The 15,972-nt window shown below is 64.8% G+C and carries 11 protein-coding genes; 9 read left to right on the top strand and 2 right to left on the bottom strand.

Annotation, left to right across the window (positions count from 1 at the left end; all coding sequences use genetic code 11):
• The first annotated feature begins 27 nt into the window (after window positions 1–27).
• Together betB and betA are read left to right on the top strand one after the other, a co-directional pair.
• Window positions 28–1,500 (top strand): betaine-aldehyde dehydrogenase, encoded by a 1,473-nt coding sequence (gene betB, locus NJF35_RS10170; protein WP_253079870.1) that lies wholly within the window; start codon window positions 28–30, stop codon window positions 1,498–1,500.
• A 146-nt stretch (window positions 1,501–1,646) separates the two neighbouring features.
• Window positions 1,647–3,338, top strand: coding sequence for a choline dehydrogenase (betA, locus tag NJF35_RS10165; protein ID WP_225787498.1), 1,692 nt, complete (start codon window positions 1,647–1,649; stop codon window positions 3,336–3,338).
• 195 nt (window positions 3,339–3,533) lie between these two features.
• Here the strand turns inward: betA and NJF35_RS10160 are convergent, their stop codons facing one another.
• Window positions 3,534–5,681, bottom strand: a complete 2,148-nt coding sequence (locus tag NJF35_RS10160) for a dermonecrotic toxin domain-containing protein (protein ID WP_253090992.1) — start codon at window positions 5,679–5,681, stop codon at window positions 3,534–3,536.
• 168 nt (window positions 5,682–5,849) lie between these two features.
• On the opposite strand from NJF35_RS10160, the gene NJF35_RS10155 reads away from it, so the two are divergent.
• From NJF35_RS10155 to trxC, 4 genes are all read left to right on the top strand, one after another.
• Window positions 5,850–7,592, top strand: coding sequence for a potassium/proton antiporter (locus NJF35_RS10155; protein WP_253090991.1), 1,743 nt, complete (start codon window positions 5,850–5,852; stop codon window positions 7,590–7,592).
• Between the two features lie 35 nt (window positions 7,593–7,627).
• Window positions 7,628–10,936 carry a mechanosensitive channel MscK gene (gene mscK / locus NJF35_RS10150; protein ID WP_253079868.1) on the top strand — a complete coding sequence of 1,103 codons (3,309 nt, stop codon included), beginning with the start codon at window positions 7,628–7,630 and terminating at the stop codon, window positions 10,934–10,936.
• A gap of 78 nt (window positions 10,937–11,014) precedes the next feature.
• Complete coding sequence (gene selO, locus NJF35_RS10145) at window positions 11,015–12,475, top strand: protein adenylyltransferase SelO (protein ID WP_253079867.1); 1,461 nt, start codon at window positions 11,015–11,017, stop codon at window positions 12,473–12,475.
• Window positions 12,476–12,557: 82 nt separating this feature from the next.
• Complete coding sequence (trxC, locus tag NJF35_RS10140) at window positions 12,558–12,992, top strand: thioredoxin TrxC (RefSeq protein ID WP_225787503.1); 435 nt, start codon at window positions 12,558–12,560, stop codon at window positions 12,990–12,992.
• A gap of 129 nt (window positions 12,993–13,121) precedes the next feature.
• On the opposite strand, the gene NJF35_RS10135 is transcribed toward trxC, so the two are convergent.
• Window positions 13,122–13,895 (bottom strand): ParA family protein, encoded by a 774-nt coding sequence (locus NJF35_RS10135; RefSeq protein WP_225787504.1) that lies wholly within the window; start codon window positions 13,893–13,895, stop codon window positions 13,122–13,124.
• A gap of 316 nt (window positions 13,896–14,211) precedes the next feature.
• Between NJF35_RS10135 and NJF35_RS10130 the strand changes: the two genes are divergently transcribed.
• Genes NJF35_RS10130 through NJF35_RS10120 form a run of 3 tightly spaced genes read left to right on the top strand, consistent with a single transcriptional unit; the run spans window position 14,212 to window position 15,963 of the window.
• Window positions 14,212–14,928, top strand: a complete 717-nt coding sequence (locus NJF35_RS10130; RefSeq protein WP_225787505.1) for a beta-ketoacyl synthase chain length factor — start codon at window positions 14,212–14,214, stop codon at window positions 14,926–14,928.
• On the top strand, window positions 14,904–15,722 hold the full coding sequence (locus NJF35_RS10125; protein WP_225787506.1) for a lysophospholipid acyltransferase family protein: 819 nt from the start codon (window positions 14,904–14,906) through the stop codon (window positions 15,720–15,722). The genes NJF35_RS10130 and NJF35_RS10125 overlap by 25 nt, the downstream gene beginning before the upstream one ends.
• A complete protein-coding gene (locus NJF35_RS10120) occupies window positions 15,691–15,963 on the top strand; it encodes a phosphopantetheine-binding protein (RefSeq protein WP_225787507.1) in 273 nt (90 codons plus the stop codon). The genes NJF35_RS10125 and NJF35_RS10120 overlap by 32 nt, the downstream gene beginning before the upstream one ends.
• Window positions 15,964–15,972 lie beyond the last annotated feature (9 nt).

The following is a 15,972-nucleotide window of genomic DNA, read 5'->3' as shown; positions in this document are numbered from 1 at the left end:
ACCACACACTGCACTTGCGAGGACACTATGGCCCGTTTCGGAACGCAAAAACTCTACATCGATGGTGGTTATGTCGACGCTGGCAGCGATGCCACCTTCGAAGCCATCAACCCGGCCAACGGCGAAGTCCTCGCCCATGTGCAGCGCGCGACCGAAGCTGACGTCGAGCGCGCGGTCGAGAGCGCCGAACGTGGCCAGAAGGTCTGGGCCGCGATGACCGCCATGCAGCGTTCGCGCATCCTGCGCCGCGCCGTGGAGATCCTGCGCGAGCGCAACGACGAGCTGGCCATGCTGGAAACCCTGGACACCGGCAAGTCTTACTCCGAGACCCGCTACGTCGACATCGTCACCGGCGCCGACGTGCTGGAGTACTACGCGGGCCTGGTCCCGGCCATCGAGGGCGAGCAGATCCCGCTGCGCGAAAGCTCCTTCGTCTACACCCGCCGCGAGCCACTGGGCGTGACCGTCGGCATCGGCGCCTGGAACTACCCGATCCAGATCGCCCTGTGGAAATCCGCCCCGGCCCTGGCCGCCGGCAACGCGATGATCTTCAAGCCTTCGGAAGTCACCTCGCTGACCACCCTGAAGCTGGCCGAGATCTACACCGAAGCCGGCCTGCCGGACGGCGTGTTCAACGTCCTGACCGGCAGCGGCCGTGAAGTCGGCACCTGGCTGACCGAACACCCGCGCATCGAGAAAGTCTCCTTCACCGGCGGCACCACCACCGGCAAGAAAGTCATGGCCAGCGCCTCGAGCTCCTCGCTCAAGGAAGTCACCATGGAACTGGGCGGCAAGTCGCCGCTGATCATCTGCGACGACGCCGACCTGGACAAGGCCGCCGACATCGCCATGATGGCCAACTTCTACAGCTCCGGCCAGGTCTGCACCAACGGCACCCGCGTGTTCGTCCCGGCTGCGCTGAAAGAGGCCTTCGAAGCCAAGATCGTCGAGCGCGTGGCCCGCATCCGCGCCGGCAACCCGCAAGACGAGAACACCAACTTCGGCCCGCTGGTCAGCTTCCCGCACATGGAAAGCGTGCTCGGCTACATCGCCAAGGGCAAGGAAGAAGGCGCCCGGGTGCTGTGCGGCGGCGAGCGCATGACCGAGGGTGACTTCGCCAAGGGCGCCTTCGTCGCGCCGACCGTGTTCACCGATTGCCGCGACGACATGACCATCGTCAAGGAAGAGATCTTCGGCCCGGTCATGAGCATCCTGACCTACGAAACCGAAGACGAAGTCATCCGCCGCGCCAACGACACCGAGTACGGCCTGGCCGCCGGCGTGTGCACCAACGACATCAGCCGCGCGCACCGCATCATCCACAAGCTCGAGGCCGGTATCTGCTGGATCAACGCCTGGGGCGAGTCGCCGGCGGAAATGCCGGTCGGCGGCTACAAGCAGTCGGGTGTCGGCCGTGAGAACGGCGTGAGCTCGCTGGCCCAGTACACCCGTATCAAGTCGGTCCAGGTCGAGCTGGGTGACTACACGTCGGTATTCTGACCGACCGCCAAGCGCCACGCCTCAAGCTGCAAGAAAGAGCCGGTCGGCGTTGCGCCACCGGCCCTTGCAGGCCTCAACCATTCGCACGCTTCGCACGACTACCCTTACTTGTCGCTTGAAGCCTGCCGCTCAAATGGGAGAACCCCATGGAATACGATTACATCATCGTCGGCGCCGGCTCTGCCGGTAACGTGCTGGCCACCCGCCTGACCGAAGACGCCAACGTCAGCGTCCTGCTGCTCGAAGCCGGCGGCCCGGACTACCGCCTCGACTTCCGCACCCAGATGCCGGCCGCCCTGGCCTTCCCGCTGCAGGGACGCCGCTACAACTGGGCCTACGAGACCGACCCGGAGCCACACATGAACAACCGCCGCATGGAGTGCGGCCGCGGCAAAGGCCTGGGTGGCTCGTCGCTGATCAACGGCATGTGCTACATCCGCGGCAACGCCCTGGACTTCGACGGCTGGGCCAAGCTGCCAGGCCTGGAAGACTGGAGCTACCTGGACTGCCTGCCGTACTTCCGCAAGGCCGAAACCCGTGACATCGGCCCCAACGATTACCATGGCGGCGACGGCCCGGTCAGCGTGACCACGCCCAAGGCCGGCAACAACCCGCTGTTCCACGCCATGGTCGAGGCCGGCGTACAGGCGGGCTACCCACGTACCGAAGACCTCAACGGCTACCAGCAGGAAGGTTTCGGTCCGATGGACCGCACCGTGACCCCGAAAGGCCGCCGCGCCAGCACCGCCCGTGGCTACCTGGACCAGGCCAGGAAGCGCCCCAACCTGACCATCGTCACCCACGCCCTGAGCGACCGCGTGCTGTTCGACGGCAAGCGTGCCATCGGCGTGACCTACCTGGTCGGCGACAGCGAGGAGCGCGTGCAAGCCCGTGCACGCAAGGAAGTCATCGTCAGTTCCGGGGCCATCGCGTCGCCGCAGCTGCTGCAGCGCTCCGGCGTCGGCCCGCGCGCCCTGCTGGAAAGCCTGGACATCCCGGTGGTGCATGACCTGCCGGGCGTCGGCGAGAACCTGCAAGACCACCTGGAGCTGTACATGCAGTGGGCCTGCACCCAGCCGGTCTCGCTGTACCCGTCGCTGCTGTGGTGGAACCAGCCGGCCATCGGTGCCGAGTGGCTGTTCAACGGCACCGGTATCGGCGCCAGCAACCAGTTCGAGGCCGGCGGGTTCATCCGCACCCGTCCCGAGTTCGAATGGCCGAACATCCAGTACCACTTCCTGCCGGTGGCCATCAACTACAACGGCTCCAACGGCGTGAAGGAGCACGGTTTCCAGGCGCACATGGGCTCGATGCGCTCGCCGAGCCGTGGCCGCGTCCAGGTCAAGTCGAAGGATCCGCGCCAGCACCCCAGCATCCTGTTCAACTACATGGCCACCGAGCAGGACTGGCAGGAGTTCCGCGACGGCATCCGCCTGACCCGCGAGATCATGAACCAGCCGGCGCTGGACCCGTACCGCGGCCGCGAGATCAGCCCGGGCGAGCACGTGCAGACCGACGAGCAACTGGACGAGTTCATCCGCACCCACGCCGAAACCGCCTTCCACCCGTCCTGCTCGTGCAAGATGGGCGACGACGACATGGCGGTGGTCGATGGCCAGGGCCGCGTGCATGGCATGCAGGGCCTGCGGGTGGTCGATGCGTCGATCATGCCGATCATCATCACCGGCAACCTCAACGCCACCACGATCATGATCGCCGAGAAGATCGCCGACCGGATCCGTGGCCGCCAGCCACTGCCACGCAGCACCGCCAAGTACTATGTGGCGGGTGATGCGCCGGTCAAGGGCAAGCCGATGCGTGAAGTGAAGCAGGGCTGACCCCGCGGGGCCGCTGCGCGGCCCATCGCCGGCAAGCCGACCCCACAGGGTTCGCCGCCGTTCCTGAACGTTGCGGTGAACCTGGGGGCGACTCAATGGCTTTTGAAAAGTTCTAAGCAACCCAAGAGTCGAGCTGGCTTGCCAGCGATGGGCGGCATGGCAGCCCTGATTCGCAAGCCCTGCGGATCGTCAGACTCACGAAGCCAGCGCAAAGAACCGGCGCATCAAAGAGTCGTCGCCACCCCCAAGGCGCTGCGCCAATACCTCCCGGTCGAATAGCTCACCGTTGTACAGGTCATGCACAGCAGCGCCAGGTGCCGGCTTGTCCAAGGCCCTGAGGCGTACCTGCATGAAACGGTAGTTTTCCCCCTCCACCGCCTTCACCTCCTCGACCCTCAGATACCTCCCCGGCATCACCAGCGATTCGGCCTCGTGCTGCAAATCGGAAAAAGGCGCCACGGGTACCGCATGTGCCAATTCCCCCGGTTCCAGCACATACACGACAGCGGTTTCGTCGAATACCCCCCTGCCACTCACCTGCGCCGCCGGATCGTTGAATGTCTCCCAGAGGACATAAGGGTTTTCGGTGAACGAGGTGAAGTCTGTCGTGACCAGCACATCGCCCACCCCCAACCGCCCTTCATGCCAGGCCGCCATGCCGGTCCCTCGACAGGCCGATACGGCTCGATACAGCCGTGCCTGGCCATTGGCACCGATGTACTCCAAGGCTTCAGCAAGGTCATGGCTACGCCTGATATTCGCAGCAAGATCATCCTCCAGAGGCAGGCCACGCCACAGGTTGTTGTAGCGGTTCGGCGCGTGGGTGTATTCACGAATGGCCCGTGAGCCAAAGCCAAGCCCATCCTGGTACACCGCATAGGGCTCGCCAAAGCTATCCAGGTACCGCCCCACCGCGTCGACCGACTGCCCATCGCACCACGGCACCTGCCCCAGCAGCCCGCGTTGACGTACCAGCGCCTGATCCGAGAGTTGCAGGAGTTCATCCGCCGCCGGACGCATATAGCGGCCCCACCACGAATCCGTGGGCGTGGTTATTTCTGGCGCTACCTGTCGCGGCAGCGGCGCCTCACTGAACAACGCGCCTGAGCGGATCATCAGGGAATCCAGGATGATGTACAGCACATCCAGCAACACAGCCCACCAGGCGGCTGCGCGCCACGCCGTCTTGCCAGCGATCGCTTGGTCCAGATGCAAAGCCAGGCTGCCCATGCCGACGCCAAGCGCTGTCAGCGCAACAGGCCACCCCAGCGGGGCCATGGGCGCGATGACGAGGGTCGCGGTGTGCAACCCTGACAACCAATTGGCCTTGCGCAACTGGGCATTGGTGGTCAGGCGCTCGTGGGCGTTGCTCGCCAGTTCATCCATGGCCTGGTCGCGCAGGCGCACGAATACATCGCCGGGCACTTGCTGGTTTTCAATACGGACCGTGGAGGGCGAGGCGTGTAACCGCTCACAGATTTTCTCCAACTGCGGACGCATCGACCGGGCGTGCGCATCCTCGCCGAGAAAATACGCCATGAAGCGCTCGCGACCTTGCATCGTGCCGACGAGTCCCCGCATCCAGTCTTCAAGACCCCGAAGCCCCTTGAACATCATCAGCGCGCCCTGGTCGTCCGCCGCATACAGGCAGTGCCTGCCCGTATCCAGCACAAGGTGCAGCAGGGTACGCGCCGGGATCCCATCGACCATCAACATACCGAAACCCCGAGCTGCCCCCTGCTCGCGAGGCGCCCGCAGGGCCTCGAGCGTGAGGGGGGTTTGCGCTTTGCCCAAGGCAGCGGCAAGCACTTGCTTGCGCTCCTGCGCTTCGAGCGATGCCCGAGCGACCGCGGCTAGAAAGCGCGCCCGCGCCAATACGCAGAAGTCTTCGCCACGCTGCGTCTGGAAACGCACCAGCCGACGCGCGTACACCTGGGCGAAATCCATTGCCCAGAACATCTCGAGCACCGCCTGCGGTGCCAGGCGCAGCTCATTGCGCTCGTCATAGCACGCATGGCTGCCGTCCACGCGATAAAAGCCACCGTAGGTCGCCAGCAGATCGGCATTGTCCTGCTGCTGTGGACTAAAACGCTGTATCACCAGCTCCGTAAGGGTCAAGGACCTGCGCGGCCGCCCAAGGTGCTGCCAACCGGTATAACTGCGCCGGCTGCCGATTGCAGTATCGAAGCCATGCCAATAGATCTTGTCGGGATCGAGCCAATAGCCCAATTGTCGCCTCAGTACATGGCCGGCGGCCTGGCGGGCCAGCCCTTGCAGATCAGGAAACTGCCCCAGGTAGCGCTTGGCAATCATCTCCAGTGTCGGTTCATCGTGGGTACTCATGGCGCTCGACCTTCGCTTCGTTATTAAAGAGCCCACTGAACCCTAAGTCTCGGATAGCCGTGCGGTAACGCTTTACAGCCCGCTGCGGCATCAGGTTAGAATCGCTTGGCACACAGCCTGTGCGCGCGCAAGTCGCCCCTCCCTTCGCTTTTCCCCGGAGTACTGCCTTTGGATGCGAGCACCATCAATAGCCTGTTTCTGATCGGCGCATTGCTGGTGGGCGCAAGTATCCTGGTCAGCTCGCTCTCGTCCCGCCTGGGCATTCCTATCCTGGTCATCATCCTCGCCGTCGGCATGGTCGCGGGCGTCGATGGTGGCGGCATCATCTTCAACAACTACCCGACCGCCTACCTGGTGGGTAACCTGGCCCTGGCCGTGATCCTCCTCGACGGCGGCCTGCGCACGCGAGTGGCCAGTTTTCGCGTGGCCCTGTGGCCGGCGTTGTCGCTGGCCACCGTGGGCGTGCTGATCACCACCGGGCTGACCGGCATGGTCGCGGCCTGGCTGTTCGACCTCAACCTGATCCAGGGCTTGCTGATTGGCGCCATCGTCGGCTCCACCGACGCTGCGGCGGTGTTCTCCCTGCTCGGTGGCAAGGGTCTGAACGAACGGGTCATGGCCACGCTGGAGATCGAGTCGGGCAGCAACGACCCGATGGCGGTGTTCCTCACCGTCACCCTGATCGACATGATCGCCAGCGGCCAGACAGGCCTGGACTGGGGCCTGCTCGGCCATCTGGTCCGCGAATTCGGCATCGGCGGCCTGCTCGGCCTGGGCGGTGGCTGGCTGGTGCTGCAACTGGTCAACCGCATCAACCTGGCCAGCGGCCTGTACCCGATCCTGGTAGTCGCTGGCGGTCTGGTGGTGTTCTCCCTGACCAACGCCCTGCACGGCAGCGGCTTCCTCGCCGTGTACTTGTGCGGCCTGGTGCTGGGCAACCGGCCGATCCGCAGCCGTCATGGCATCCTGCACATGCTCGACGGCATGGCCTGGCTCGCGCAGATCGGCATGTTCCTGGTGCTCGGCCTGCTGGTCACGCCCCACGACCTGCTGCCCATCGCCGTGCCGGCCCTGGGCCTGGCGCTGTGGATGATCCTCTTCGCCCGGCCGCTGTCGGTGGTCGCCAGCCTGTTGCCGTTCAAGTCGTTCCACGGCCGCGAGAAGGCGTTCATCTCCTGGGTCGGCCTGCGCGGCGCGGTGCCGATCATCCTGGCCGTGTTCCCGCTGATGGCCGGCCTGCCGGATGCCCAGCTGTTCTTCAACCTGGCCTTCTTCATCGTCCTGGTATCGCTGCTGGTGCAGGGCACCAGCCTGCCGTGGATGGCCAAGCTGCTGAAGGTCACGGTACCGCCCAACCCCGCGCCGATCTCCCGTTCCGCACTGGAAGTGCACATCACCAGCGAGTGGGAGCTGTTCGTCTATCGCCTGGGCGCCGAGAAGTGGTGCATCGGCGCCGCCCTGCGCGAACTGAAGATGCCCGAAGGCACCCGTATCGCCGCGCTGTTTCGCGGCGAGCAACTGCTGCACCCTTCGGGCAGCACGGTACTGGAAGCCAACGACATGCTCTGCGTGATCGGCCATGAGCACGACCTGCCAGCCCTGGGCAAACTGTTCAGCCAGCCGCCGCAGCGTGGCCTGGACCTGCGCTTCTTCGGCGACTTCGTCCTCGAAGGGGATGCCGAGCTGGGCGCGGTGGCGGCACTTTATGGCCTGAAACTGGACGGCCTGGACGCGAAAATGTCGTTGGCGCAGTTCATCCGACAAAAGGTCGGAGGCGCTCCAGTAGTAGGCGATCAGATCGAATGGCACAGCACGTTGTGGACCGTCGCGCTGATGGAAGGGAACAAGATCCTCAAGGTGGGCGTCAAATTCCCGGAAGGTACTCGACCCGGCCCCGGGTTGTTCCTCTAAACTCCGATCTGCCCCGTTTCGCAAGAATTCTGCCTATGTCCCTGCGCGTGTACATTCGCGCAGCCCTGCTCGGGCTGTGCCTGTCCCTCTCGTTCGCCGCCACGGCGGCCGAGGCCCCGACCACCGCCAACATCCAGAACAGCCTCGACAAGATCGCCGAGCGCAAGCTGCCCGAAGCCGAGCAGAAGGCTCTGCAACAAGTGCTCGAGCAGACCCTGGCCCTGCTCGTCAGCAAGGAAGACAGCGAAAAGAAACTCGCCGCGCTCAAGCAGCAGTTGGCCGATGCCCCGGAACAGACCCGTGAAAGCCAGCGCGAGCTGGCCAAGCTCAAGGACAGCAAGAGCGTGCCGGTGGCCCAGCGCTACGCCAACCTCACCGTGCCGCAGCTGGAGCAGATGCTCAACGAGCGCAGCACCCAGCAGGGTGAGCTGCAGAAGGCGCTGTCCGAGGCCAACAGCCTGATCATCAACTCCCAGACCCGTCCCGAGCGGGCCCAGGCCGAGATCAGCAACAACCAGACCCGTGCCCAGCAGATCAACAACAGCCTCAAGTCCGGCAAGGACAACGGCAAGCCGCTGTCCACCGATCAGCGCAACCAGCTCAATGCCGAGCTGGCCTCGATCACCGCCCTGACCCAGCTGCGCCGCCAGGAACTGGCCGGCAACAGCTTGCTGCAGGACCTGGGCAATGCCCGCCACGACCTGCTGATCGAGCGTGCCACGCGACTGGAGCAGGAGATCCAGGAGCTGCAGACGCTGATCAACGACAAGCGCCTGGCCCAGTCCCAGCAAACCGTCACCCAGCAGTCGATCGAGGCGCAGAAAGCGGGTGGCAGCACCCTGCTGGCCAACGAGAGCTCAGCCAACCTCAAGCTCTCCGACTACCTGCTCAAGAGCACCGACCGCCTCAACGAACTGACCCAGCAGAACCTGCGGACCAAGCAGCAGCTCGACACCCTGACCCAGGCCGACCAAGCCCTGGACGAGCAGATCAACGTGCTCAAGGGCAGCCTGCTGCTGTCGAAGATCCTCTACAAGCAGAAACAAGCCCTGCCACACCTGACAGTCGACCGCGACCTGGCCGACCAGATCGCCGACATCCGCCTGTACCAGTTCGAGGTCAACCAGCAGCGCGAACAGATGAGCAGCCCGTCCACCTACGTCGACCGGCTGCTGGCCAACCAGCCCCAGGAAAACGTCACGCCCCAGCTGCGCAAGGCCCTGCTGGAAGTGGCGCTCACTCGCAGCGACCTGCTCGAGCGCCTGAACCGCGAGCTCTCGGCACTGCTCAACGAGTCCATCACCCTGCAACTGAACCAGAAGCAGTTGCTCAGCACCGCCCAGAACCTGCGCACCACCCTGGAAGAGCAGATGTTCTGGATCCCCAGCAACAAGCCGCTGGACTGGGAGTGGCTGCGCTACGTGCCGCAACGGCTCGCCGAGCAGGTGATCAGCCTGCCTTGGGGCTCAGGCATCAAGGAACTGACCGATGGCCTGGTCCAGCAACCACTGCTGTTCCTGCCCCTGCTGCTGGTGATCGGCGCCCTGCTGTGGCGTCGCAAGTACCTGTACCAGCGCCTGGGCAAGGTTCACCAGGACATCGGCCACTTCAAGCGCGACAGCCAGTGGCACACGCCCCAGGCGATCCTGATCAACGTCCTCCTGGCCCTGCCGGTCAGCCTGGCCCTCACCCTGGGCAGCTACGCCTTGCAGATCGATGCCCGCGGGCAGAACGCCAACCTCGGCGCCGCACTCTGGCAGATCGCCCAGGCCTGGTTGGTGTTCTACACCGCCTACCGCATCCTCGCCCCCGGTGGCGTGGCCGAGATCCACTTCCGCTGGCACAAGCCGCAGGTCGAGTTCCTCCGTGGCTGGGTGCGCCGCCTGGGCACCGTGGTGCTGGCGCTGGTCGGCGTGGTGGCAGTGGCCGAACACCAGCCCTCGGCCCTGGCCGACGATGTCCTCGGCATCGGCGTGGTGCTCACCTGCTATGCGCTGATGGCCTGGCTGCTCAGCCGCCTGCTGCTGAGCAGCCCGGCACACCGTGACACCTCGCTGTTCCGCAAGGCAGTTGGGGTGGCCTTCACCGCCCTGCCGATCGCCCTGTTCGTGGCGGTGTGCTTCGGCTACTACTACACCGCCCTCAAGCTCACGGACCGGCTGATCTACACCCTCTACCTGCTGCTGTTCTGGCTGGTGATCGAGGCCGCCTTCGTCCGTGGCCTTTCCGTGGCGGCGCGACGCCTGGCCTACCAGCGCGCCCTGAGCAAGCGCCAGGCGGCCAAGGAAGGCCTGGATGGCGAAGTGATCACCGAGGAACCGGCCCTGGACATCGAGCAGGTCAACCAGCAGTCCCTGCGCCTGATCCGCCTGGCCCTGCTCGGCGGCTTCATCGGCGGCCTGTACTGGGTCTGGTCGGACCTGATCACGGTCTTCTCGTACCTCAACAACGTCACCCTGTACGAGTACAGCAGCGGCACCGGCGCCGCCGCCAGCATGGTGCCGATCAGCCTCGGCGACCTGCTCGGCGCACTGTTGATCGTCGGCATCACCTTCGCCCTGGCCGGCAACCTGCCTGGACTGCTGGAAGTGCTGGTGCTGTCGCGCCTGAACCTGGCCCAGGGCAGCGCCTATGCCACCACCACGCTGCTGTCCTACGTGATCGCCGGGGTCGGCTTCGTCAGCACCCTGTCGACCCTCGGGGTCAGTTGGGACAAGCTGCAATGGCTGGTGGCCGCGCTATCGGTGGGCCTGGGCTTCGGCATGCAGGAGATTTTCGCCAACTTCATCTCCGGCATCATGATCCTGTTCGAGCGCCCGGTGCGCATCGGCGACACCATCACCATCGGCAACCTGTCCGGCACGGTGAGCAAGATCCGCATCCGCGCCACCACCATCACCGACTTCGACCGCAAGGACATCATCGTCCCCAACAAGACCTTCATCACCGGCCAACTGATCAACTGGTCGCTGACCGACACGGTCACCCGGGTGACGTTGAAGCTGGGCATCGACTACGGCTCGGACCTGGAACTGGTGCGCGAGCTGCTGCTCAAGGGCGCCCACGAGAACCCGCGGGTGCTCAAGGACCCGGAGCCGATCGTGTACTTCCTCAACTTCGGCGAAAGCTCGCTGGACCACGAGCTGCGCATGCATGTGCGCGACCTGGGCGACCGTAACCCGACGCTGGACGAGATCAACCGCTACATCGACCGCGAGTTCAAGGCCCACGGCATCAAGATCTCGGTGCGCCAGGTCGAGGTGTTCCTCATGGACCCCAGGGACGGCAAGCAACAGTTGATCCCTGTGGAACAACCAAAATCGGATGGCACTGCGCCGGCCTGAGTGCACTCGAATACTTTATCCTGTCCTGTATCCTCGCGAGGGCCGCGCCCTCGCTCGCGATTTTCCAGGAGCCGGCCCGTGAAAGCCCTCGATCAACTGACGTTCGACAACCGCTTCGCCCGCCTGGGCGATGCCTTCTCCACCCAGGTTTTGCCCGAGCCGATCGCCGAGCCACGCCTGGTGGTGGCGAGCGAGTCGGCCATGGCCCTGCTCGACCTCGACCCGGCCCAGGCCGAGCTGCCAGTGTTCGCCGAGCTGTTCAGCGGCCACAAGCTGTGGGAAGAAGCCGACCCTCGGGCGATGGTCTACTCCGGGCACCAGTTCGGCTCCTACAACCCGCGCCTGGGGGACGGCCGAGGCCTGTTGCTGGGCGAGGTGGTCAACGAGGCCGGCGAGCACTGGGACCTGCACCTCAAGGGCGCCGGCCAGACCCCGTATTCACGTATGGGTGACGGCCGCGCCGTACTGCGCTCGTCGATCCGCGAGTTCCTCGCTTCCGAGGCCCTGCAGGCCCTCGGCATCCCCACCAGCCGGGCGCTGTGCGTAGTCGGCTCGAGCACGCCCGTGTGGCGCGAGACCCGCGAAAGCGCCGCCATGCTCCTGCGCCTGGCCCAGAGTCACGTGCGCTTCGGCCATTTCGAGTACTTCTACTACACCCGTCAGCCCGAGCAGCAGCGCCTGCTCATCGACCATGTCCTGGAGCAGCACTACCCCGAGTGCCGCGAAGCCGAGCAGCCCTACCTGGCCATGTTCCGCACCATCGTCGAACGCAATGCCGAGCTGATCGCCCGCTGGCAGGCCTACGGCTTCTGCCATGGGGTGATGAACACCGACAACATGTCGATCCTCGGCATCACCTTCGACTTCGGCCCCTACGCGTTCCTCGACGACTTCGACGCCAACTTCATCTGCAACCACTCCGACGACCGGGGCCGCTACAGCTACGCCAACCAGGTACCGATCGCCCACTGGAACCTCAGCGCCCTGGCCCAGGCGCTGACCACGGTGATCGAAGTAGAACCGCTCAAAGAGGCGCTGGGGCTGTTCCTGCCACTGTACCAGGCCCATTATCTGGACCTGATGCGCCGACGCCTGGGCTTCACCAGCGCCGAGGACGATGACATGGCGCTGGTCGAGCGCCTGCTGCAGCGCATGCAGAGCGGCGGCGTGGACTACAACCTGTTCTTCCGCCGGCTCGGCGAACAGCCCGTGGCCGAGGCCCTGAAGGTGGTACGCGACGACTTCGTCGACCTGGCCGGCTTCGATGCCTGGGGCAAGGACTACCTGACCCGCTGCCAGCGCGAGGCCGCCCACGCCGAAGGGCGACGCGAGCGCATGCATGCCGTCAACCCGCTGTACGTGCTGCGCAACTACCTGGCGCAGAAGGCCATCGAGGCCGCCGAGGCGGGCGACTACAGTGAAGTGCGGCGGTTGCACCAGGTATTGTGCAAACCGTTCGAGGAACAGCCCGGGATGCACGCCTATGCCGAGCGACCGCCGCAGTGGGGCAAGCACCTGGAGATCAGTTGTTCGTCATAGCAGGGCGGCCTTGCCGGCGATGGGGCGCAAAGCGCCTCAAGACGACGGCTGAAAGTCCATCTCGTACCGATAAGGAGCTCCCATGTCCGACCCGCTACTGATCCCCTGCCCCCACTGCAACGGCCTCAACCGCCTGCCCGCCGCCCGCCTGGGCGACAACCCCAAGTGCGGTCGTTGCAAACAGGATGTGCTGCTGAACAAGCCCTTCGACCTCACCGAGCGCAGCTACGCCAGCCAGATCAAGGGCGACCTGCCACTGCTGCTGGACGTCTGGGCCGACTGGTGCGGCCCGTGCAAATCCTTCGCCCCGACATTCGAGCAGGCCGCGCGCCAGCTCGGTGGCCGCTGCCGCCTGGCCAAGCTCGACAGCGAAGCCAACCGCAACCTGGCCGGGCAACTGGGCATCCGCTCGATCCCCAGCTTGATCCTGTTCAAGAACGGCCGCGAAGTGGCACGCCAGGCCGGCGCTTTTCCACTCCAGTCACTGCTGGAGTGGTTGCGCGGCCAGGGGGTCTAGAGTTCACCACACAGGCCACAATTCCCAGAACTTCACCAAGGTACTTTTGGCAATGACGCGCATCCAAGCAGTTCTCCCTTTTTGGGAGATCCCAATGGATATCTACGTTTGCCGCAAGCGACGCCCTGTTCACTCGAGCCGCTCAAGCAAGTCATGCAACTCCACGAACTGCTGGGTCAGCTTGTGCCGCGGCTCCAGGTGGATCAACGGCAGGCTGGCATGGTGGGACTCGCGCATCTTCACCGAGCTGCCCAGGTATACCGGCAACACCGGCAGGCCTTCGGCCAGCAGCTCGTCGAGCATCTGCTGGGGCAGGCTGGCCCGCGACTGGAACTGGTTGACCACGATGCCCTCGACCAGCAAGTCTTCGTTGTGGTCGTCCTTGAGTTCCTCGATCTCGGCCAGCAGGCCGTACAGCGCCTGGCGCGAGAAACTGTCGCAATCGAAGGGGATGAGCACGCGATCGGCGGCGATCAGTGCAGAAACCGCATAGAAGTTCAAGGCTGGCGGCGTATCGATGTAGATCCGCTCGTAGTCGTCGTCCAGCTCGTCGAGCAGTTTGCGCAGCTTGTTGATCTTGTGCTTGGCCTCGAGCTTGGGCTGCAGGTCGGCCAGCTCCGGGGTCGCCGTGACCACGTGCAGGTTGTCGAACGGCGTTTCGTAGATATCGACCCGGTTCTTCTTGGCGAACGGCCCGCTGGACAGGCTCTGCTTGAAGAAGTCGGCGATGCCCATGGGGATGTCCTCGCCGGTCAGCCCGGTGAGGTACTGGGTCGAGTTGGCCTGGGCATCCAGGTCGATCAGCAGGGTCCGGTAGCCTTCGCTGGCGCTGACCGCCGCCAGGTTGCAGGCGATGCTCGACTTGCCCACGCCACCTTTCTGATTGAACACCACGCGCCGCATGGAAGACCTCCGTGTATCAACGAATGCCCGAGTATGTGGCGGCACAACGGCAATGGCCAGCATTCTTCATTCAAGTTGCCCCTGGCCCTGACCGACAACCTCAGTCAGACCGATTATCGGAAAAAGCGCACATAACTCATCAGACGATGCCACGTACGACTGAAGGCAATGTCTGATTGAAACCATATGCATTGATCCATGACTCCGGCACCGGGATAATGCGCGCCACTCGGCGAATGCGCCAACCCTGTCAGGTCGTTGTTCCGAGTCATTCCCTCGGCAAGGAATTCCCGCAGGGCGGGAAGTAGAAAGCACCGTGATCACCTTCGATATCAGCCAATGGCGCGCCTGGGCTCCGGGCTTGCAGACGCCTGCCGACTGGCAGGCGTGGGCGCTCGGTCACCAGGCCCCGCACAGCGACGGGCCGGCACCTGACGTGTCGTTCTTGCCCGCCATGCAACGCCGCCGGCTCAGCCGCCTGGCGCGCATGGCGTTCGCAGTTGGCTGGCCATTGGCCGAAGGGCACGAAACATTGCCGCTGGTGTTCGTCTCGCGCCATGGTGAAACCCCTCGGACATTCTCGATTCTCAGCGAGCTGGCCGAGCGCCAGCCGCTGTCGCCGACCCAGTTCAGCCTGTCGGTGCACAACGCAGTGATTGGCCTATGGTCGATCCTGCGCGGCGAAACCAGCGAGATGACCGCCCTGGCCGCGGCCGGCGATGGCTTCGAGCACGGTGTGCTGGAGGCCTCCGCGCTGCTGGCCGAGGGGGCCCCGGCGGTGCTGTTGATCGTTACCGAGGAGCTGCCGCCGGAGGCTTACAGGCCATGGATAGACGACGTGCCCTTCGCCTATGCCCTGGGTCTGCTGCTCACGCCTGGTACGCATTGGCGACTGGCCCAGGGCCAGACACCGGCCCCCGAGGCCACGGAACTGCCCCATGCCCTGAACTGGCTTCGTGCCTCGCTCAACGGCACGGGCTCCTTCACTCATACATGGAAGCGTCGTACATGGAACTGGCAACGGCAGCCGTGAGACGGCCACGCGATGCCTACTACTGGCGCCTGCTGGCGACGGCCGCGAGCTTCTTTCTGTTCGGGCTGGGCGGCCTGTGCCTGCGGTTGCTGGTGTTCCCGCTGCTCGCCTGCCTGCCCGGTAGTGCAACGCGCCACCGTCAGCGCGCCCGTCGTACCATTGGCTGGTTGTTCTGGCGCTTCATCCGTTTCATGCACGCTGCGGGCGTGCTGACCTATGAGATAGACGGCGCCGAACGTTTGGGGCGTCCCGGCCAGATGATCGTCGCCAACCACCCGTCGCTGATCGATGTCGTGTTTCTCATCGGCCTTGTGCGCCAAGCCAACTGCGTGGTCAAGCACAGCCTGTTCGAGAACCCCTTCACCCGCGGCCCGGTGAGCGAAGCCCAGTACATCGGCAATGACGGCAGCCTGGACATGCTCGACACCGCCGTGCAATCCCTGCGCCACGGCCAGCCGCTGATCATCTTTCCCGAAGGCACGCGCACACCACCCGGCCAAACGCCAACCTTTCATCGCGGCGCCGCCGCCATCGCTCTACGGGGTGCGAAGATCATCACCCCGGTGACCATCGAGGTCAGCCCCACCACCCTGACCAAGAACGAACCCTGGTACCGCATTCCCAGCCGCCGCGTCCATTTCACCCTCAAGGTCGGCAGCGATATCGACCCCCAGGCCTTCGCCGTCCAGGGACCCGCGCCCCAAGCATCGCGCAAACTCAACGACTACCTGCACCAGTACTACATCAAGGAGCTCGCCGCCGATGAGCGATCCACAGCAAGACCTGCACCGTGACCTCAAGCAACTGATCATCGACGCCCTGGGCCTGGAGGACATCAGCGTGCAGGACATCGACGACCAGCAGACCCTCTTCGGCGAAGGCCTGGGTCTGGACTCGGTGGATGCGCTGGAACTCGGCCTGGCGATCCAGAAGCGCTATGGCATCAAGATCGATGCCGACGCCAAGGACACCCGCAACCATTTCAGCAACGTTGCCGCCCTGGCCGCGTTCGTCACTGCCCGTAAGGCCGCCTGAGACCGCCCC

It is taken from the genome of Pseudomonas guariconensis (genome assembly GCF_024127895.1).
Taxonomy (GTDB): Bacteria; Pseudomonadota; Gammaproteobacteria; order Pseudomonadales; family Pseudomonadaceae; genus Aquipseudomonas; species Aquipseudomonas guariconensis_B.
This window is presented reverse-complemented; position numbering and strand designations above follow the sequence as displayed.